17 protein-coding genes are annotated in these 18,523 nt (G+C 65.1%); 11 read left to right on the forward strand and 6 right to left on the reverse strand.

The window, feature by feature from the left end; all coding sequences use genetic code 11:
* Positions 1–72: 72 nt before the first annotated feature.
* Positions 73–1,479 carry a calcium-binding protein gene (locus BLQ71_RS16860; RefSeq protein ID WP_074622535.1) on the reverse strand — a complete coding sequence of 469 codons (1,407 nt, stop codon included), beginning with the start codon at positions 1,477–1,479 and terminating at the stop codon, positions 73–75.
* A gap of 136 nt (positions 1,480–1,615) precedes the next feature.
* Complete coding sequence (msrA, locus tag BLQ71_RS16865) at positions 1,616–2,266, reverse strand: peptide-methionine (S)-S-oxide reductase MsrA (RefSeq protein WP_069211160.1); 651 nt, start codon at positions 2,264–2,266, stop codon at positions 1,616–1,618.
* Positions 2,267–2,474: 208 nt separating this feature from the next.
* Here msrA and BLQ71_RS16870 point away from each other — a divergent pair, with 208 nt between their 5' ends.
* Complete coding sequence (locus BLQ71_RS16870; protein ID WP_043142810.1) at positions 2,475–2,888, forward strand: DUF7282 domain-containing protein; 414 nt, start codon at positions 2,475–2,477, stop codon at positions 2,886–2,888.
* Positions 2,889–3,029: 141 nt separating this feature from the next.
* On the opposite strand, the gene BLQ71_RS16875 is transcribed toward BLQ71_RS16870, so the two are convergent.
* Together BLQ71_RS16875 and BLQ71_RS16880 are read right to left on the reverse strand one after the other, a co-directional pair.
* Positions 3,030–3,455 (reverse strand): DUF1810 domain-containing protein, encoded by a 426-nt coding sequence (locus BLQ71_RS16875; RefSeq protein WP_074622536.1) that lies wholly within the window; start codon positions 3,453–3,455, stop codon positions 3,030–3,032.
* Positions 3,448–4,671 carry an argininosuccinate synthase gene (locus BLQ71_RS16880; RefSeq protein WP_069211158.1) on the reverse strand — a complete coding sequence of 408 codons (1,224 nt, stop codon included), beginning with the start codon at positions 4,669–4,671 and terminating at the stop codon, positions 3,448–3,450. The genes BLQ71_RS16875 and BLQ71_RS16880 overlap by 8 nt, the downstream gene beginning before the upstream one ends.
* A gap of 128 nt (positions 4,672–4,799) precedes the next feature.
* Here BLQ71_RS16880 and BLQ71_RS16885 point away from each other — a divergent pair, with 128 nt between their 5' ends.
* From BLQ71_RS16885 to BLQ71_RS16895, 3 genes are read left to right on the forward strand one after another with little or no spacing between them, the layout of a single operon-like run.
* Positions 4,800–5,540 (forward strand): hypothetical protein, encoded by a 741-nt coding sequence (locus BLQ71_RS16885; protein ID WP_074622537.1) that lies wholly within the window; start codon positions 4,800–4,802, stop codon positions 5,538–5,540.
* 36 nt (positions 5,541–5,576) lie between these two features.
* Positions 5,577–6,803: a threonine ammonia-lyase IlvA gene (ilvA, locus tag BLQ71_RS16890; RefSeq protein ID WP_043142802.1), complete on the forward strand. Its 1,227-nt coding sequence runs from the start codon at positions 5,577–5,579 to the stop codon at positions 6,801–6,803.
* Positions 6,803–7,612 carry an SDR family NAD(P)-dependent oxidoreductase gene (locus tag BLQ71_RS16895; RefSeq protein WP_074622538.1) on the forward strand — a complete coding sequence of 270 codons (810 nt, stop codon included), beginning with the start codon at positions 6,803–6,805 and terminating at the stop codon, positions 7,610–7,612. The genes ilvA and BLQ71_RS16895 overlap by 1 nt, the downstream gene beginning before the upstream one ends.
* A 38-nt stretch (positions 7,613–7,650) precedes the next feature.
* Here the strand turns inward: BLQ71_RS16895 and BLQ71_RS16900 are convergent, their stop codons facing one another.
* Positions 7,651–7,986, reverse strand: a complete 336-nt coding sequence (locus tag BLQ71_RS16900; protein WP_074622539.1) for a histidine kinase — start codon at positions 7,984–7,986, stop codon at positions 7,651–7,653.
* A 198-nt stretch (positions 7,987–8,184) separates the two neighbouring features.
* On the opposite strand from BLQ71_RS16900, the gene BLQ71_RS16905 reads away from it, so the two are divergent.
* The gene (locus tag BLQ71_RS16905; RefSeq protein WP_069211155.1) at positions 8,185–9,465 is read left to right on the forward strand and encodes a PP2C family protein-serine/threonine phosphatase; all 1,281 of its coding nucleotides are present in this window, start codon (positions 8,185–8,187) and stop codon (positions 9,463–9,465) included.
* Here BLQ71_RS16905 and BLQ71_RS16910 read toward each other — a convergent pair.
* Complete coding sequence (locus tag BLQ71_RS16910) at positions 9,446–9,907, reverse strand: NUDIX domain-containing protein (RefSeq protein ID WP_069211154.1); 462 nt, start codon at positions 9,905–9,907, stop codon at positions 9,446–9,448. The two genes, BLQ71_RS16905 and BLQ71_RS16910, sit on opposite strands and share 20 nt — an antisense overlap.
* A gap of 78 nt (positions 9,908–9,985) precedes the next feature.
* Here BLQ71_RS16910 and hslO point away from each other — a divergent pair, with 78 nt between their 5' ends.
* The 6 genes from hslO to BLQ71_RS16940 all read left to right on the forward strand — a co-directional run bounded on the left by hslO (position 9,986) and on the right by BLQ71_RS16940 (position 18,455).
* Positions 9,986–10,993: an Hsp33 family molecular chaperone HslO gene (gene hslO, locus BLQ71_RS16915; RefSeq protein ID WP_074622540.1), complete on the forward strand. Its 1,008-nt coding sequence runs from the start codon at positions 9,986–9,988 to the stop codon at positions 10,991–10,993.
* Positions 10,980–11,582 (forward strand): CoA pyrophosphatase, encoded by a 603-nt coding sequence (locus BLQ71_RS16920; RefSeq protein WP_074622541.1) that lies wholly within the window; start codon positions 10,980–10,982, stop codon positions 11,580–11,582. The genes hslO and BLQ71_RS16920 overlap by 14 nt, the downstream gene beginning before the upstream one ends.
* Entirely contained in the window at positions 11,579–12,742 is a 1,164-nt protein-coding gene (locus tag BLQ71_RS16925; protein ID WP_074622542.1) for a CCA tRNA nucleotidyltransferase, read from the forward strand. The genes BLQ71_RS16920 and BLQ71_RS16925 overlap by 4 nt, the downstream gene beginning before the upstream one ends.
* A 174-nt stretch (positions 12,743–12,916) precedes the next feature.
* The gene (locus tag BLQ71_RS16930; RefSeq protein ID WP_074622543.1) at positions 12,917–14,764 is read left to right on the forward strand and encodes an ABC transporter ATP-binding protein; all 1,848 of its coding nucleotides are present in this window, start codon (positions 12,917–12,919) and stop codon (positions 14,762–14,764) included.
* Positions 14,764–16,626: an ABC transporter ATP-binding protein gene (locus tag BLQ71_RS16935; RefSeq protein WP_074622544.1), complete on the forward strand. Its 1,863-nt coding sequence runs from the start codon at positions 14,764–14,766 to the stop codon at positions 16,624–16,626. The genes BLQ71_RS16930 and BLQ71_RS16935 overlap by 1 nt, the downstream gene beginning before the upstream one ends.
* Positions 16,623–18,455: an ABC transporter ATP-binding protein gene (locus tag BLQ71_RS16940; RefSeq protein WP_074622545.1), complete on the forward strand. Its 1,833-nt coding sequence runs from the start codon at positions 16,623–16,625 to the stop codon at positions 18,453–18,455. The genes BLQ71_RS16935 and BLQ71_RS16940 overlap by 4 nt, the downstream gene beginning before the upstream one ends.
* The last annotated feature ends 68 nt before the right edge of the window (positions 18,456–18,523 follow it).

The following is an 18,523-nucleotide window of genomic DNA, read 5'->3' on the forward strand; positions in this document are numbered from 1 at the left end:
TCTAGCGCATGGCCCGAAATCTTCAATGATACCAAGGGGGCGTACAGCGCCCCCTGGCTCGTGTGCCCAATGTCACAGCACGAAATCATCCGCCGTCAGCCCGGTGACATTCGCCACGCGGATCTCGGCATCGGCGATGCCGTCGCCATCGTTGTCGAGCTGCACGATGGTCGAGCCGGTGGCGGTTTCCAGCAGACGCAGTTCGGGATTGCCCGAGGGCGCAAACCCGGCCGTGCCACGGAACTCGAAAACGCCGGGGGACAGGCCGGCGACGACGATCAGATCGATGCCCGGCTCAAAGTCCAGAATCTGGTCGCGGTTGGCACCGGGCACCGTATTGGCCGCCGCGCGGAACACGAATTGGTCCGCCCCGGTGCCTCCCGTCAGAAAATCGCGCCCCGGACCCCCGGCCAGTTCATCCTCGCCGGAGCGGCCTCGCAGGATGTCGTTGCCATCATCCCCTTCCAGCGTGTCATTCCCGGCGCCGCCGTCCATCGTGTCGTTCTGGCTGCCGCCTTCGAGCCGGTCAGAGCCGTCCTGTCCCACCAGGATGTCATCGCCGATGCCGCCTGCCATCGTGTCGTCGCCCGCGTTGCCGGTGATCACGTCGTCATCTGAACCGCCATCCAGCAGATCGTTGCCGTCGCCGCCCAAGAGCGTGTCGTTGCCGTTGTCGCCGGACAGGTTGTCATCCCCGCCGCGCCCGACCAGCAGGTCGTCTTCCGTGCCGCCCTCCATCGTGTCCGGAGCGTCCCCGCCGGCGATGGTATCCTCTCCGCTGTCACCTTCGATCACCCCGGTCGCGACTCCGGCGCCGCCTTCGTAACGGTCATTTCCGCTGAACAGCAGGATGTCGCCATCGAAGGTGCCGCTGTTGAAAATCCAATCAGCGCCTTCGCCACCCAGGAAGGCCCTTGATGACCCATAGATATAGCCGGCATTGTTTATGACAGAGCCGCCTGTCTGGCCCACGTTGGCGTTGACGATGATACCGGTTCCCGTTGTCCCGATGATTTCGCCGGTGTTCACGACACGTACCGTCGTGTTGCCGGATGCCAGGATGATTCCGCTGCCGTCGGCATGAATGCGCCCGCTGTTCGAGATCCGACTGGCTATGCTTCCATCTGACTCGGTGACGATGATGCCGCTGCTGCCCGCAAGGATCGTACCTGCATTGTCCAGCTCGAAGTTTTCTGACACGTCGCCGGCCACGGCGTTTCCGTTCAACGAAATGATCGTCGCATTCGGACCAAACAGCATGATGCTGCCTTCTCCGGACATCTCGATGGCCGTCAAGGAAGCGTTGGAAACGGTCTGGACCGACCCGTTGACAGACAGGTAGTTGAGCCCGACTCCGGACAGGGTGATGGCCTCGTCGTTCGTGATGATCAGCTCACCGTCCTTGGTGACGACGCCAAGTTCCGCCCCGGTCAATGTTCTTGCGGTCGTGTTGTAGCCTGTAATGGTGAAATTCGCCATTTTGCCTTCTCTCCAATTCGCTCTTCAATACATGCAAGGACCGGATCGCTGCCGATCCGGTCCATCCAGCTTAATGCAGGCCGTGCATTGCGTCATGTGAGCGGGGGAAAGCGGCCGATTGATGCCCATCCTCGGGTCAGTTCACGAAAGGTGCGGCGTTGCCCCAAAGCTGTTTCACACGCTGGTCTCGGCCGCATCCGTCGCGGTAGCGTTTGTAGGCGTCGCGTTGCTTGACGATGCCAAACCGGGTGACGATGCGCTGGCTGCCCTTGTAGTAGTCCTGATGATAATCCTCGGCCCGGTAAAAGCGTTTGGCGGGCAGGATCGGGGTGACGATCCGCTGGCCCAGCGCCTTTTCCGCCTCTGCCTTGGCGGCTTCGGCGGCGGATTTCTGGGCGGCATCCGTGTAGAAGATCGCGGTGCGATAGCTTTCGCCACGGTCACAGAACTGGCCCCCTGCGTCGGTCGGATCGACCGAGCGGAAGAACATGTCGTACAGCTGGCGGACAGAGACCGAGCCGGGATTGAAACTGATCCTGACGGCCTCGTAATGGCCGGTTCCGCCCCGGCTGACCTGCTTGTAGGTCGGGTTGGCGGTGCGCCCGCCGGTGTAGCCTGACACCGCCTCGCTTACGCCGCGGACTTTCTCGAAATCCGCCTCGACGCACCAGAAGCAGCCGCCGGCCACGATGATCTCGGCGGCGCGGGCGGTCTGGGCCGTTGTTCCCAGGCCAAGTGCGAGAAGAAGGCAGAGCAGGGCGGGACGGATGGATACGAGACGGGGCATGGCGGGTCCTCCTTTTCCCAAAGCCTGCCCCGGTGCCCCCCTGCCTGGCAATCCACCCCGAGAGGGTCTCACCCGAAGGTGAGCGAGACGTGACTTTTCTCGAAAAAATTCATCCGTGCTGAAACTTTTTCGGAGAGGGTTCGTGATTCAGGGCACCACACGCCGAAAAACAACTTTGTCGGCGTAGAGTAGAACTGGGAGAAAATGTATGAATTTCAAGATTATGACCGCCGCTCTCATCTGTGTCGCAGGCACTGCCTTTGCCGGCGGCCACGGCATGGCCCCGATGGTCGAAGCCGCTGACCAGAGCGTTGCAGAGGGCACCGTTTCCGCGTCCAAGGTTGTCGCGCCCGCCAACGGCTGGCTGGTGGTGCACCGTACCGGCGAAGACATGAAACCGGGCCCGGTTGTCGGCCATGCGCCGCTGCGCAAGGGCGAGAACATGGATGTCGCCGCGATCCTGACCGAGGAAGTCGCCGCCGGTGACATGCTGATGCTCATGGTTCACGGCGAAGACGGTGGCATGACCACCGGTATCTTCGAATACACGCTGGGCGCCAAGGAAGACGGCCCGATCCGCATGGACGGCAACCTGGTGATGACCACCATCACCGCCCAGTAAGGGCTTTCGCCGGGTCACCTCGTCTCAACCCCGGCCCGGCACCTGCCGCAGGTTACACGGCAGGCACGTGCCTGCGTATTTGGGCACGGTGAACGGCCGCCCAGGTCCCGGTTTCCCGGACCTGGGCGGCCGCCATGCATTTCAGGATGCGTTTCCGCCGATCGCCTCGCGCGTGATCGGACAGCGGGCGCCGTCATACATGCGGTCCAGTACCTCGGCAAAGACCTCCGGCGCGCCGGGAACCGCCTCGAACAGGGTCATGCAGGACCGCACCTTGAGCGCATCGACAGCGCCAAGGATCGTTTCCGGATCCGTCTCCGCATGGGTCAGAAGGATCTGCGAAACCTCGACCAGCCGGGGGCCAAGTACCGGGTGGGCAAGATAGGATGCAGCCTCGTCCAGCCCGGACAGCCCGAAATGCCGCGCCCGATGCGAGCGGCCCAGGATGGCCAGCTGCGGAAAGACCCACCAGATCCAGTGCGAGGTCTTCCGGCCCGCGCGCAACTCGCGCAGCACGTCGTCCCAGACCGGGGCCTGGGACGTGACGAACTCGGATAGCTCAGCCAAGACGCCGCTTGCGTGCCGCCAGCAGGCGCAGGCGCAGGGCGTTGAGGGTGATGAAGCCCTCGGCGTCCTTCTGGTCGTAGGCGCCGGCATCATCCTCGAAGGTTACATGGGCTTCGGAGTAGAGCGAGTTCTCGGACCAGCGACCGATGCAGCGGACCGAGCCCTTGTAGAGCTTCAGACGCACGGTGCCCGAGACCAATTGCTGCGAGGTGTCGATGGCCGCCTGCAACATCTCGCGTTCCGGCGAGTACCAGAAACCGTTGTAGATCAGTTCCGCGTAGCGCGGCATCAGGCTGTCCTTGAGGTGGCCCGCGCCGCTGTCCAGCGTGATCTGTTCGATGCCGCGGTGTGCCTCGAGCAGGATGGTGCCGCCGGGGGTTTCGTAGATGCCGCGCGACTTCATGCCGACAAAGCGGTTCTCGACGAAATCCAGCCGCCCGATGCCGTGGGTGCGACCATAGTCGTTCAGCTTGGTCAGGATCGTGGCGGGGGACATGGCCTCGCCGTTGATGGCCACGGCGTCGCCCTTTTCAAAGGTGATCTCGATCACCTCGGGCGTGTCGGGCGCGTCCTCGGGGTTCACGGTGCGCAGGTGGACGTATTCGGGTGCCTCTTCTGCCGGGTCTTCCAGCACGCGGCCCTCCGACGAGGTGTGCAGCAGGTTCGCATCGACAGAGAAGGGCGCCTCGCCGCGCTTGTCCTTGGCGATCGGGATCTGGTTCTTCTCGGCAAAGTCCAGCAGCGCGGTGCGCGAGTTCAGGTCCCACTCGCGCCAGGGCGCGATCACCTTGATGTCGGGGTTCAGCGCGGCGGCGCTCAGTTCAAAACGCACCTGGTCATTGCCCTTGCCGGTGGCACCGTGGGCGACGGCGTCGGCACCGGTTTCCTCAGCGATCTCGACCAGCCGCTTGGAAATCAGCGGGCGGGCGATGGAGGTGCCCAGCAGGTACAGCCCCTCGTAGACGGCGTTGGCGCGGAACATCGGAAAGACGAAATCCCGCACGAATTCCTCGCGCACGTCCTCGATGTAGATGTTCTCGGGCTTGATCCCCAGCATCAGCGCCTTTTCGCGGGCGGGCTCCAGCTCTTCGCCCTGACCGAGGTCCGCGGTAAAGGTCACCACTTCGCAGCCGTATTCCGTCTGCAGCCATTTCAGGATGATCGAGGTGTCGAGGCCGCCGGAATAGGCGAGCACAACTTTCTTGGGCGCTGTCATGGATCATGTCCTTTGGGGCAGTTTGGCGGGCGGATTAGCCTGTTTTCAGGGAGCCTGCAAGGAAGGGGCGTTGACGCCACCTCTCGGCGTGCTACCCCCTGACCCGGATTATTTCGGAAAGGTGCGCGATGCGCGGCTGGCAGATTTTCAGACATTCGTTCCGCATGGTGCTCAACAACCTCGAAGCGGCCTTTCGCCTGTCGGCGGTCCTGTACGCCGTGCAGGCGCTGAACCAGGTGCTGGTGCTGCTGGCCGCCCCGGCCGAGGGGTCGGCCGCGACGGTGATCAACCCGGGCATGGCGATGATGGTTCTCGCGACCTCGATCCTGGCGATTGTCGCCAGCCTGTGGATCGCCGTGGCCTGGCACCGCTATGTCCTGACCGGAGAGGAACCCGACGGTGCGGTGCCGCCCTGGCACGGCGGGCTGGTGCTGGCCTACCTGGGCCGGTCGGTGATGATCGCCCTGCTGGTGGTCGTTGCGCTGGTGGCCGCGCTGATCCCGGTGACGGCGGTCATGGCGATGGCGCCCGCGCTGGGCCTGCCGCTGATGTTGATGGTCGTGGCGCTGGCGGTCTACCTGTTCTTCCGCTTCGGGGTGATGCTGCCCGCCGGCGCCATCGACCGCAAGATGACCCTGCGCGAGGCCTGGGCCGCGACCGGCAAGGACCAGGAGGCGATGGTGGTGCTGACGCTGCTGGTGACGGGTATGGTGGTGGCGGTGCAACTGCCCGCGATGCTGAACCCCGACCCGCATTCGCTGATCAACCTTGTCTACAGCGTCGTTGTCGGCTGGTTCGCGACGATGATCGGGATCTCGGTCCTGACCACGCTCTACGGTGTCTGCGTCGAGGGCCGCGACATCGACTGACTTGCGCAGGCGCTGGGCTTGGGTCACTTCTGGGCCATGACACGTTTCCAGGACCAGGCCCGCGCCGCCGAGGCCGCCATGCGCGACGTCTTTCCGCCGACGCCGCTCTTGCGCAATGCCCATCTTTCCGAACGGTTCGGCGCCGAGGTGCTGCTGAAACGCGAGGATCTCAGCCCCGTCCGCAGCTACAAGCTGCGCGGGGCCTTCAACGCCATGCGCAAGGCGGAGGGGGAAATCCTCTTCGTCTGTGCCTCTGCCGGCAACCACGCGCAGGGCGTGGCCTACATGTGCCGGCATTTCGGGGTGACGGGCGTGATCTTCATGCCCGTGACGACGCCACAGCAGAAGATCCAGAAGACGCGGATGTTCGGCGGCGACAGTATCGAGATCCGCCTGATCGGGGATTATTTCGACGATTGCCTGAAGGCGGCGCAGGCGTTCTGCGCGCAGGAGGGTGGGCATTTCCTGTCTCCCTTCGACGATGACGACGTGATCGAGGGGCAGGCCAGCGTCGCGGTCGAGATTGAACAGCAGCTGGGCCGCGCGCCCGACCACCTGGTGATTCCGGTGGGCGGCGGCGGCTTGTCCTCGGGCGTGCTCAGCTATTTCGGCAATTCGGTGCAATATACCTTTGTCGAGCCCTCGGGCGGGGCCTGCCTGCGCGCGGCGCTGCAGGCCGGGCGGCCCGTGGCCCTGCCACAGGTGAACACCTTTGCCGATGGCGCCGCTGTGGCCCGGATTGGTGAGCGGACCTTTGACCGGCTCAAGGGCGTGGGCCTGGCCAATACCCTGACGATCAACGAGGACAGGCTTTGCCTGACCATCCTGGAAATGCTGAACGTCGAGGGAATCGTTCTGGAACCCGCCGGGGCGCTCTCGGTCGATGCGCTGCAGGACCTCGGCCAGGGGATCTCCGGGCGGACGGTGGTCTGTATCACCTCGGGCGGGAATTTCGATTTCGAACGCCTGCCAGAGGTCAAGGAACGCGGGCAGCGCTATTCGGGGGTCAAGAAGTACTTCATCCTGCGCCTGCCGCAGCGGCCCGGTGCGCTCAAGGATTTCCTGGGCCTGTTGGGTCCCGAGGATGACATCGCGCGATTCGAATACCTCAAGAAATCCGCGCGCAACTTTGGTTCTGTCCTGATCGGGATCGAGACCTCGGCGCCCGAGAATTTCGCCAAGCTGTTTGCCCAGCTGGATGCGCAGGGGTTCACCTACCAGGACATCACCGAGGACGAGATCCTCGCCCAGTTCGTGATCTGATGTTTGCCGGGCGGCGCGTTCTGCTGACCGGCGCGGCACAGGGGATCGGCCTTGCGCTGGCCCGCGCCCTGGCGGCAGAGAGCGCGCGGCTTTTCCTGACCGACAGGGCCGGGCCGGATCTGGACAGGGTCGCGCGGGACCTGGGGGTCGAGGCCTTTGCCGCCGATCTGCGTGACCCCGGGCAGATCGCTGCGCTTGTCGCGGGCGCGCAGGCGGCGATGGGCAGGGTCGACATGCTGATCTCGAACGCGGGCTTTTCGCGGGGCGCGATGGAGGGGCCTTGCAGCGCGCCGGATGACCAGTGGCAGGACAGTTGGGATCTGCATGTCATGGCGCATCTGCGGGCCGCGCGGCTTGTCCTGCCCGGTATGCGGGAACGGGGCGAGGGCTGGCTGGTCAATGTTGCCTCGGCGGCGGGGCTGTTGTCGCAGATCGGCGATGCACCCTATTCGGCCAGCAAACATGCCGCCGTCAGCCTGGCGCAATCCCTGGCGATCGAACATGGCGACGAGGGTATCCGCGTCGCTGTCGTCTGTCCGCTGTATGTCGCGACTCCGCTTTTGGGGTACGGGGTTGGGGAAGAGGACCGGCCCGAGGGCGTCCTGACACCCGAAACGGTTGCGGACCGTGTGTTGCAGGGGCTGAGAGAGCAGCGGTTCCTGATCCTGCCGCATCCGGAGGCGGCGGAGTTTGCACGGCGCCGGGCCGCGGACATGGACCGTTGGATAGACGGCATGCGCCGCTTGCGGCGCGGGGCCTTTGCCGACGGTGCGCCGCGTGACCTGTCAGAACTGCACCGCCGCATCTGAGCAGCCGGGATTCGCTGTGTCGGGTTGCGCTTTGCCTGTCAGGCGGCAAGTCGACCGGGCAGATCCTGTTCGAACTTGCGCCGCGAGGATTCGAACGTGTCGCGGACCTGTGCCGGGCTGACGGTGTCCGACGCGCCCGAGGCGGCGGATTTTTCTCCCTTCAGGCACAGTTGGGCCAGTTCCGCGAACCCAAGGTTCAGCGAAGCGCCCTTGAGGAAGTGCATCTGTTCCTCTGTCACCACCGGATTCCCTTCGCATTTCTCCAGCGCGACGATGGCGATTTCAACCTCGTCCAGGAACAGGTCGACAACCTCGGCAAAATCCTCGGCGCCGATTTCATCGACCAGCTCGTCGACACGCGACCAATCAATCATTCCCTGACCTCCTGCGGAAAACACGCCGGTGAAAGAGGCCGTGGCCCCTTTGTGCGCCCTGTCTAATCTGCGCAGGTAAAGGCTGCCTTTCCGTTTGTGCCGGGGCGGCGAAGGAATACGGCGCATTTTATCGTTCAGGCCGCGTTAAGGAACGGAGCTTAGAAACCGCGGCATTGGAAACGCCAACAGGGGCACGAATTGCAGACCCAGAGCACCAGTATCCCGTCCGGGCTGACAGGCGCTATTCAGCGCGTGCTGGTGGTCGATGACAGCCGCGCCCAGCTGAAGATGGTCGAGACGATGGTCCGCCGCTGGGGGTACGAGGTGATGACCGCCGACTCCGGGCACCAGGCGCTGGAAATCGTGCGCCGGACGCCGCCGGATCTGATCCTTTCGGACTGGATGATGCCGGGCATGACGGGGTTGGAATTCTGTCGCCATTTCAGGGGCCTGTCCCAGAATGGATACGGTTATTTCATCCTGCTCACCTCCAAGAGCGAGAAAGGCGACATTGCCAAGGGGCTGGACGCGGGCGCCGATGATTTCCTGACCAAGCCGGTCAACGCGCACGAATTGCGCGCGCGGATCAAGGCTGGAGAACGCATCGTGTCGATGGAACGGCAGCTGTCGGAAAAGAACCGCCAGGTCTCGGATGCGCTGGAGGAGTTGCGTGAGATCCACACCGCCATAGACAACGACCTGCGCCAGGCGCGCACGATCCAGCAATCGCTGGTCCCCGAACGTATCTGCGAGGTCCTGACGTCTCGCGTCAGCCTGCTGCTCAGGCCCTGCGGTCATGTCGGCGGTGACCTGGTGGGCGTGTTCAAGCCGGGGTTCGGGCGGCTGGGTCTCTACAGTATCGACGTCTCGGGCCACGGCATCACCTCGGCGATGGTGACGGCGCGGGTGGCGGGCTATCTGTCGTCGACCTTTCCGGAACAGAATGTTGCCCTGGAACGCCGGTTCGATCGGTTCTACGCCATGCGCGAACCGGCAGAGACGGCGCAGATGCTGAACCAGAGGCTGGCCGCCGATCCCGGGGTCGAAGAATACCTGACGATGGCCTATGTCGCGGCCGATCTTGCCTCGGGCCGGATGCGCATGGTGCAGGCCGGGCATTCGCCGCCGCTTTTGCTGCGGGCGGATGGCAGCCATGACTTCATCGGGGATGGCGGGCTGCCCATCGGCCTGGTCGACGAGGTCAGCTATGACCAGCACGATTTCCAGCTGCAGTCCGGGGACCGCCTGCTGCTTTATTCCGACGGGTTCACCGAGGCGGTGATGAAGAACGGCGAGATGCTGGGCGACGATGGCCTGGTCGAGATCTTTCGCGAAAGCGCCCGCACCGGCAGTGGGCCGGACCTGCTGGAGGACATGTTCTGGCGCCTGACACAGCAGATGGAAAGCGCCGCGAAACTGGGCGATGACGTTTCTGCCGCGCTGCTGGAATACGACGTTCTCAGGGACGCCAGGGCCTGACGTTCCGCAGGCAGAATTCCCGGACAAAGCTGCTGTCGCCGCGATTGCCAAGCTCTTGCACCGCCATCTCGGGGCTGCGCCAGATCGCGGTATGCCCGGCTTCTGTCGGGGGGCCGTGCGGTCGCACCGGCTGCGCCGTGTAGATCACGCAGAGCTTTTCCGCCCAGAGATCGTATTCCGGCATGAAGGTGAACCGCCGGAAGGCACCCAGCCGGCGCGGCCGGGCGATTCGCCAGCCGGTTTCCTCGAACACCTCGCGGTGCAGGGCGGTCAGCGGATGTTCCCCCGGGTCGATGCCGCCGCCGGGCAGTTGCACCTCTGGTCCCGGGTCGGCCTGCAGCGTCAGCAACAGGCGCCCGGCGCGGGGCAGGATGGCATAGACGCCGGGCCGCAGAGTATAGCGCCGACCGGGTTCCGGCGGCGTGCCGATCCTGGGTGTCATCCCTGGCCCCCTTTGCGTCCGGGTTCATTCCTCTTATATGGTCGCGATATGCCAGCCAAAGGCAGACAAGGAAACCCCATGAGCATCGGCAACAAACTCGCCTGGGACGACACCGTCCTACCCTTTCAGCTTGACCGTTCGGACATGCGCGGCCGGGTCGCCCGGCTTGACGGCGTGCTGTCCGGCGTTCTGAGACAGCACGATTACCCCGCCCCGGTCGAGGCACTGGTGGCCGAGATGGCACTGTTGACCGCGCTGATCGGCCAAACCATCAAGCTGCGCTGGAAACTGTCGCTGCAGGTGCAGACGAACGGCCCGGTGCGGATGATCGCCACCGATTACTTCGGCCCCGAGGAAGAAGGCCAGCCGGCGCGTATCCGGGCCTATGCCAGTTTCGACCGGGACCGGATCACCGACGCGCCGCCGTTCCAGCAGCTTGGCTCGGGCTATTTCGCGATCCTGATCGACCAGGGCAAGGGGATGCAACCCTACCAGGGCATCACCCCCATCGCGGGCAGCAGCCTGTCGGATTGCGCCGCCGCCTATTTCGCGCAGTCCGAACAGCTGCCCACCACCTTTGCGCTGTCCTATGGCCGGTCGACCGAACCGGGCGTGGCCGAACATTGGCGTGCGGGGGGCATCATGCTGCAGCACATGCCCAAGGCCTCGCCTTTTGCCAGCGGCGAAGGCGGGTCGGGTGACGAAGGGTTGCTGCAGGCCGAGGATCTGCTCAGCGGCGACAACGAGGAAAACTGGAACCGGGTCAACAGCCACCTGCATACGCTGGAGGAAATGGAGCTGATCGGCCCGACCGTGCCGCCGACAGAGCTGTTGTTGCGCCTGTTCCACGAGGAACAGCCGCGGGTCTACGATGCGCAGCCGGTGCGTTTCGGCTGTACCTGCTCCGAGGATCGCGTGCGCCAGAGCCTGTCGATCTACTCGGCCCGGGACATCGAGAAGATGACCACGGACGAAGGGCTGGTGACGGCGGATTGCCAGTTCTGCGGCGCACATTACACGCTGGACCCTGCCAGCGTAGGGTTCGAGGCCGATGGGTCCGATGACACGGCCAATGACACGGAATGAACAGGAAGCGCGGTTGCGCCGGGCGCCGGATGCGCCCGGGGCGCCCTCGTCGGATTTCGACCTGAACCCCAAGATTGTCCTTCCCGAGGACCGCAAGCTGCGCCCGGCGGGCGTGCTGGCGGCCTTTCGCCCCGGCGCGAAGGGGCTGGACCTGATCCTGACCAAACGCTCCAGCCGGTTGAAACACCATCCCGGCCAGATCGCCTTTCCGGGCGGCAAGGTCGATCCGGGCGATGCCGACGAGGTGGCGGCCGCCCTGCGCGAGGCGCAGGAGGAAGTGGCGCTGGACCCCGGCCAGGTCGAGGTGCTGGGCACGTTGCCGCCGCATGAGACGGTGACCGGCTTCGTGGTGACGCCGGTCATCGGGCTGGTGCATGGTGATTTCACGCCGGTGCCGGAACCCGGCGAGGTCGACGAGGTCTTTGCCGTGCCTTACGCCCATGTCACTGATCCCGAACGCTATTCCGTGCAGTGGCGGCGCTGGCGCGGGCAAAGGCGGCTGTACTACACGGTGCCGTTTGGGCCTTATTACATCTGGGGCGCCACGGCGCGGATGCTGCGGGCGCTGGCGGAAAGGGTACAGCCATGACCCGTGTCACCGGCGACTGGCTGGACTCGCCCGCAACGCAGGTGGTCATGGGGCTGCTCGAAGACGGGGGGCACCTTGCCTATGCGGTCGGTGGCTGCGTGCGCAACGCGCTCTTGGCTGTGCCGGTCAGCGACGTGGACATTTCCACGGACGCGCGCCCGGAACGGGTGATGGAACTCGCGCGGGCCGCCGGGCTGAAGGTCGTACCGACGGGGATCGACCACGGCACGGTGACGGTGGTCGCCGATGGCGAGGGGTTCGAGGTCACGACATTCCGCGCCGATGTGGAAACCGATGGCCGGCGGGCCGTGGTGCGCTTTGCCGATGACGTGCACGAGGATGCCGTGCGGCGCGACTTTACCATGAACGCGCTTTACGCCGATCGGCGCGGCACGCTGGTCGATCCGCTGGGCGGCTTGCCGGACCTCGAGGCGCGGCACTTCCGCTTTATCCTGGATGCCGACACCCGCATTCGCGAGGATTACCTGCGCATTTTGCGTTTTTTCCGGTTCACTGCCTGGTACGGCGATCCCGAGGCCGGGATGGACCCCGAGGCGCTGGCCGCCATTGCTGCCAATCTCGATGGGCTGGACGTGCTGTCGCGCGAACGGGTCGGCGTGGAACTGGTCAAGCTGCTCAAGGCGCCCGATCCGCTGGTGTCCGTCTCGGTGATGGAGCGGCTGGGCGTGCTGGCCCATGTCCTTCCCGGGGCGAGTATCACGGCGCTGGGCCCCTACCTGCTGCTTGAGGCGGAACAGGGCATGCCGCCCGATCCGATGGCCCGCATGGCGGTCATGGGATATTTCGACGGGGCCGCGTTGCGCCTGTCGAGGTCGCAGCAGCGCGAGCTGGAGCTGTTCCGCGCACTGATGTCCGGGACCGAGGGCCCGGCAGAGCTTGCCTACCGCCACGGCAGCCAGGCGGCTCAGATCGTGATGGTCCTGCGGGCCGCCAGCCTGGGGATGCCGGTGCCGCCCGAACTGGCGGCAGAGCTGTCGCGCGGGGCGCAGGCCAAATTCCCCTTGAAAGCCAAGCATTTGATGCCAGCCTACCAGGGCGCCGCGCTGGGCGATGCGCTGCGCCGGGCCGAGGATCACTGGATTGCGCAGGATTTTGCGCCCGATGGCGCCGTCCTGCGGAACTGGCTCGACGAGGGGTGACAGGCCGGGAATTCTGGCCTAATACATGTTCGACTCATGTAATTCCCGGGAGACATGATGGTGCGTGACAGGATCCTGATCAGCTTCGCCTGAGCCGGTCTGCACGCGCGGGTCGGCCACTGGCAGCCCCGCTTTACCCTTATCATTGTCAAAATGCTCCAAGGAGCGCCCGGTATGTTCCGTTTCTTTGAAAACCTCGTCGATCCCTATCTTGACTACACGCCGACCGATCGGCCGCCCACGCGCCTGTGGCCCTTTATGCGCGAGTACCTTTACCCTTTCCGCCGGATCATGGCCGTGGCCGTCCTGTTCAAGATGGTTGTCGCCGCCAGCGAGGTCCTTCTGATCTGGTATATGGCCCGGATCGTCGATCTCCTGGCGCAGGGCACGCCCGACCAGATCCTGCCGCAATACGGGATGGAATTCGCGCTGGCCGCGCTTTGGGTGCTGGTGCTGCGCACCATCGTCTCGGGCGTGGACATGGCGTTCCTGCACAACACGATCCTGCCCAACCTGGGGACGTTGATCCGCTGGCGGTCGCACCGGCACGTCCTGCGGCAGTCGGTTGGCTGGTTCGAAAACGATTTCGCGGGCCGCATCGCCAACCGTATCATGCAGACGCCCCCCGCCGCGGGCGAGGCGGCCTTTCAGGTGCTGGATGCCGCCGCCTTCTTCGTTTCGACACTGATCGGCGCGTTGATCATGCTGTCGGGGTTCGATGTGCGGCTGGCTATCCCGCTGGTCCTCTGGATCGCGGGATATCTTTGGCTGATGCGCTGGACGATCACGCGGGCCGGTCCCGCCTCCAAGGCCAGTTCCGATGCCCGCAGCGCGATCACCGGGCGGGTGGTGGACAGCTACACAAACATCCATTCGGTCAAGATGTTCGCCCATCACGACCGCGAGGTGGATTATGCCCGCGAGGCCATCGAAACGGCGCGCAAGACCTTCATGCGGGAAATGCGGATCGTCACGATCATGGACTTCTCGCTGACCTTCCTGAACGGGGCGATGATCGTGGCGGTGGCCTCGCTTGCGGTCTGGCTCTGGATCGCCGGGTTGACGACAGAGGGGATGGTGGCCGCCGCGCTGGCCATGGTGCTGCGGCTGAACAACATGACCTACTGGATCATGTGGGCGATGACGAACCTGGTTCAGAACCTTGGTGTCGTGGCCGAGGGGATGGAAACGATCGCCCAGCCGGTGACATTGGTAGATGACAACGACGCAAAGCCGCTGGTGATGGACACGGGCGCCATCGAGATCCGCAACCTGTCGCATCACTACGGACGCGACGCGGGCGGGCTGGACCGTGTATCGCTGAATATCGCACCGGGCGAAAAGATCGGCCTCGTTGGCCGGTCGGGCGCGGGCAAGACGACACTGGTCAAGCTGCTGTTGCGGTTCTACGACGCCGAAAAGGGCGAGATCCTGATCGACGGTCAGAACATCGCCCGCGTCACGCAGGACAGCCTGCGGCTGAACATCGGCATGGTACAGCAGGATTCGGCGCTGCTGCACCGCTCGGTCCGCGACAACATCCTGTACGGTCGCCCCGACGCCAGCGAGGCCGAGATGCTGGAGGCGGCGAAACAGGCGCAGGCGCATGAGTTCATCCTGGATCTCGAAGATCCGCAGGGGCGCACCGGCTATGACGCCCATGTGGGGGAACGGGGCGTGAAACTCTCCGGCGGGCAGCGGCAGCGGGTGACGCTGGCGCGGGTGATCCTCAAGGACGCGCCGATCCTGCTGCTGGACGAGGCGACCAGCGCGCTGGACTCCGAGGTCGAGGCCGCGATCCAGGACACGCTTTACGGCATGATGCAGGGCAAGACGGTGATCGCCATCGCGCACCGCCTGTCGACCATCGCCCAGATGGACCGCATCCTGGTCATGGACGAGGGGCGGATCGCCGAAGAGGGCAGCCATGACGCGCTTTTGGCCAAGGGCGGGCTATATGCCAGTTTCTGGGCACGCCAATCGGGCGGTTTCCTTGATCCGGACACGCAGGCGGCAGAGTAATGCAGGCACTTTTCCAGAAACTGATCGCACGCGCGGGCAACATGATCGACCCGGAGCGGCAGGCCGAAGGCATGCCGCCCGACCGGCTGCGCGCCTTCATGACCTGGGCCTTGCAGGGCGGCTGGTTGATCATCTGGCTGGGGGTGGCGATCTCGGCCCTGGCGGGCGTGACAGAGGTGCTGTCGATGTACCTTCTGGGCCGCGTGGTCGATGCGGTTGGCGGGCCGGTGCAGGACGGTTTCCTCTCCGACCACATGGGGCTGATCGCCTTGGCGGTCGGCATCCTGCTGGTCGCACGCCCGCTGCTGTTCGGTGGTCTGGCGCTGACCCAATCGGTGATGATCGGGCCGAATATCTTCAAGCTGGTGCTGGCACGGCTCTACCGCTGGACCATCGGCCAGTCCGTTACCTTTTTCGATGACGATTACGCGGGCCGCATCGCGCAGAAGATGGTGCAGGCCGCGCGATCCTTGACCGAAATCGTGATCGAGACGGTCAACGCCGTCACCTTCGGGCTGGCGACCATCATCGGCACTGCCGTTCTGCTGGCCGCGATCCACCCGGGGATGCTCTTGCTGCTGGCGGGGTGGTTTGCGCTTTACCTGGCCTTCCTGCGGGTGATGTTGCCGATCATTCGCCGCCGTTCCGCCGCCCGGGCAGAGGCGCAGGCGATGGTGACGGGCCAGGTCGTCGACACGATTTCCAACATCAAGACGGTCAAGCTGTTCGCCGGCGACATGCACGAGGACCGCCGCGCGCTGGGCGAAATGGAAAACCTGCGCGGCAAGACGCTGGACTTCGGCGAGGCGACCACGGCCTTTCGCCTTGGCCTGATCTTCATTGCTGGAATGCTGCCCGTCATCATGGTGGGCATGGCCATCGCCATGCGCAGCGCGGGCGTGTCGCCGGGCGACATCGCCGCCGTGGGCGCGGTCACGATCCGGCTGGCGCAGATGACCGGCTGGATCAGCTTTACCCTGATGGTGATCTACGGCCACGTCGGCGAGGTCGAGGACGGGATGACAACGCTCAGCGTGTCGCACGCACTGACCGACAAGCCCGGCGCCACCGACCTGCAGGTGAGCGAGGGCGAGATCACCTTTGACAATGTGCATTTTGCCTATGGCGGGCGGACCGGCGGTGTGTCCGGCATCGACCTGACCATCCATCCGGGCGAAAAGCTGGCCATCGTCGGGGCCTCGGGCGCGGGCAAGTCGACGCTCTTGTCGCTGCTTTTGCGGCTCTACGACAGCGAAAGCGGGCAGGTGCGGATCGACGGCACCGACGTTTCGGGGGTCACGCAAACCAGCCTGCGCAGCCAGATCGGCATGGTCACGCAGGAAACCGCGATGTTCAACCGCTCGGCGCTGGACAATATCCGCTATGGCCGTCCCGGCGCGACAGAGGCCGAGGTGATCGAGGCCGCGAAACGGGCCGAGGCACATGAGTTCATCCTGGAACTGGAGGATTTTCGGGGCCGCACCGGCTATGGCGCCTACCTGGGTGAACGCGGCGTCAAGCTGTCCGGTGGCCAGCGCCAGCGGATCGCGCTGGCCCGTGCCATTCTCAAGGATGCGCCGATCCTGGTGCTGGATGAGGCGACAAGCGCGCTCGACAGCGAGGTCGAGGCGGCGATCCAGGAGGCGCTTGGCCGGGTGATGGAGGGCAAGACCGTTCTGGCCATCGCGCACCGGCTGTCGACCATTTCCAGCATGGACCGGATCGTTGTCCTGCATGAGGGCCGCATCGCCGAACAGGGCACCCATGACGAGCTGCTGGAGAAGAAGGGCCTTTATGCCCGCTACTGGGACCGGCAATCCGGCGGATTCCTGGGTGAGGACGCGGTGGAGGCGGCGGAATGATCCGACGCCTGCTGCCGAAGATCGACCCGTTCCAGCCTGCGGACGGTGCGCCGCCGCAGGGCCTGTGGGCCTTTGCATGCTGGGCGCTGAAGGGCGCGGAAAAGCCGATCCTGCTGGCGGTCTTCGTCACCGCGATGACCGGGATTTCCGAACTGGTCGCGGCGCGCTTTACCGGCTGGGTGATCGACGGCGCCGAGGCCACCGGCCCCGGCGCCTTCTGGGAGCCGTTCTGGTGGCTGATCCTGTTCGGGCTGGCCTTCTTCCTGCTGATCCGCCCGCTGATTTTCGTCTTTGACGCGGGCGTGTCGGGCGTGATGCTGGGGCCGAACCTGTTTCCGATGGTCCTGCAACGGCTGAACAGCCATGTCCTTGGCCATTCGATGCGCTTCTTCGAGAACGATTTTGCCGGACGGCTCAGCCAGAAAGCGCTGCAGGTGTCGCGCGCGCTGACCGACCTTGTGCTGGAAACCACGGATGTGGTCGTCTACGCGCTGGCGATGTTCGTGGGGGCCTTTTTCCTGCTGGGGGCGATCGACCCCTGGCTGCTGGGGGTCTTTGCGCTTTGGGCGGTGCTGTATGCGCTGGCGCTGCGCTATTTCATCCCGCGGGTGCGACGGCTGTCGGCGGCACGGGCGGGGGCACGGACCGCCGTCACCGGGCAGATCGTCGACACCTATTCCAACATCGCCACGGTCAAGCTGTTCGCCCGCGACGATGACGAGGACGCGGCGACCCACGCGGCGCTGGATCAGTACCGCGCCCGCGCGCTGGATTTCGGAGAGCTGTCGGCGGTCTTTCGCATGGTGCTGATGACGCTGGGGGGCATCCTGCCCGTGGTGTCGATCCTGGGCGCGCTCTACCTCTACAGCATCGGCACGGCGACGGCGGGGGACATCGCGGTGACCGCCATGGTCACGACGCGGCTGTCCATGCTGACCAACCGGCTGGGCCGCGTGGCCATGTCGATCTTTACCAACATCGGCGAGATGCAGGACGGGATCGGCACGCTGACGCCGGGCCATGAGATCACCAACAGGCCCGGTGCCCTGCCGCAGGCACAGTCGGGCGAGATCCGGTTTGACCACGTGGGGTTTGCCTATGGTGGCGAGGGGCACGCGCTGGCCGGGTTCGACCTGACCATCGCGCCGGGGGAAAAGGTGGCGCTGGTGGGTGCCTCGGGTGCGGGGAAATCCACCGCCGTCTCGTTGCTGTTGCGGCTTTACGACGTGGAACAGGGGCGCATCTTGATGGGTGGCACCGACATCCGCGACCTGACCCAACAGGCCCTGCGGCGGCAGATCTCCGTCGTCCGTCAGGAGACGGCGATGTTCAACCGCTCGGCCCTGGAAAACATCCGCTATGGGCGGGCAGAGGCGACGGACGAAGAGGTCTTCGAGGCCGCGCGGAGGGCCTCGGCGCATGACTTCATCCTCGATTTGACGGACCACAAGGGCAACCGGGGCTATGCCGCGCGGCTGGGCGAACGGGGGGTGAAGCTCTCGGGTGGGCAACGTCAGCGGATCGCGCTGGCCCGCGCCATCCTCAAGGACGCCCCGGTGCTGGTGCTGGACGAGGCGACCAGCGCGCTGGACAGCGAGATCGAGGCGGAAATCCAGGACGCGCTGGGCGAAGTCATGCGCGGCAAGACCGTTCTGGCCATCGCGCACCGGTTGTCCACCATCGCCCAGATGGACCGGATCTTGGTGCTGGACCACGGCCGTATCGTCGAGGAAGGCAGCCACGAGGTGCTTTTGGCGCAGGGCGGGCTCTATGCGCGTTACTGGGAGCGTCAGTCGGGCGGTTTCATCGGGGCCGAGGCGGCCGAGTAGCTCCGGGCGCTGGCCTGTTTGGCGTGCCGGGGCTATTGGGTATTTGTTCCAAGAAGAAGCAGCAGGGG

Origin of the sequence: Antarctobacter albus (assembly GCF_900101505.1) — a bacterium.
GTDB lineage: Bacteria > Pseudomonadota > Alphaproteobacteria > Rhodobacterales > Rhodobacteraceae > Antarctobacter > Antarctobacter albus.

Bases quoted from the DNA above. Each gene is read 5' to 3' on its own strand.
- BLQ71_RS16860 (WP_074622535.1), bottom strand. From the start codon at position 1,479: ATGGCGAATTTCACCATTACAGGCTACAACACGACCGCAAGAACATTG.
- msrA (WP_069211160.1), bottom strand. From the start codon at position 2,266: ATGCCCCGTCTCGTATCCATCCGTCCCGCCCTGCTCTGCCTTCTTCTC.
- BLQ71_RS16870 (WP_043142810.1), top strand. From the start codon at position 2,475: ATGAATTTCAAGATTATGACCGCCGCTCTCATCTGTGTCGCAGGCACT.
- BLQ71_RS16880 (WP_069211158.1), bottom strand. From the start codon at position 4,671: ATGACAGCGCCCAAGAAAGTTGTGCTCGCCTATTCCGGCGGCCTCGAC.
- BLQ71_RS16885 (WP_074622537.1), top strand. From the start codon at position 4,800: ATGCGCGGCTGGCAGATTTTCAGACATTCGTTCCGCATGGTGCTCAAC.
- ilvA (WP_043142802.1), top strand. From the start codon at position 5,577: ATGACACGTTTCCAGGACCAGGCCCGCGCCGCCGAGGCCGCCATGCGC.
- BLQ71_RS16895 (WP_074622538.1), top strand. From the start codon at position 6,803: ATGTTTGCCGGGCGGCGCGTTCTGCTGACCGGCGCGGCACAGGGGATC.
- BLQ71_RS16900 (WP_074622539.1), bottom strand. From the start codon at position 7,986: ATGATTGATTGGTCGCGTGTCGACGAGCTGGTCGATGAAATCGGCGCC.
- BLQ71_RS16910 (WP_069211154.1), bottom strand. From the start codon at position 9,907: ATGACACCCAGGATCGGCACGCCGCCGGAACCCGGTCGGCGCTATACT.
- hslO (WP_074622540.1), top strand. From the start codon at position 9,986: ATGAGCATCGGCAACAAACTCGCCTGGGACGACACCGTCCTACCCTTT.
- BLQ71_RS16920 (WP_074622541.1), top strand. From the start codon at position 10,980: ATGACACGGAATGAACAGGAAGCGCGGTTGCGCCGGGCGCCGGATGCG.
- BLQ71_RS16925 (WP_074622542.1), top strand. From the start codon at position 11,579: ATGACCCGTGTCACCGGCGACTGGCTGGACTCGCCCGCAACGCAGGTG.
- BLQ71_RS16930 (WP_074622543.1), top strand. From the start codon at position 12,917: ATGTTCCGTTTCTTTGAAAACCTCGTCGATCCCTATCTTGACTACACG.
- BLQ71_RS16935 (WP_074622544.1), top strand. From the start codon at position 14,764: ATGCAGGCACTTTTCCAGAAACTGATCGCACGCGCGGGCAACATGATC.
- BLQ71_RS16940 (WP_074622545.1), top strand. From the start codon at position 16,623: ATGATCCGACGCCTGCTGCCGAAGATCGACCCGTTCCAGCCTGCGGAC.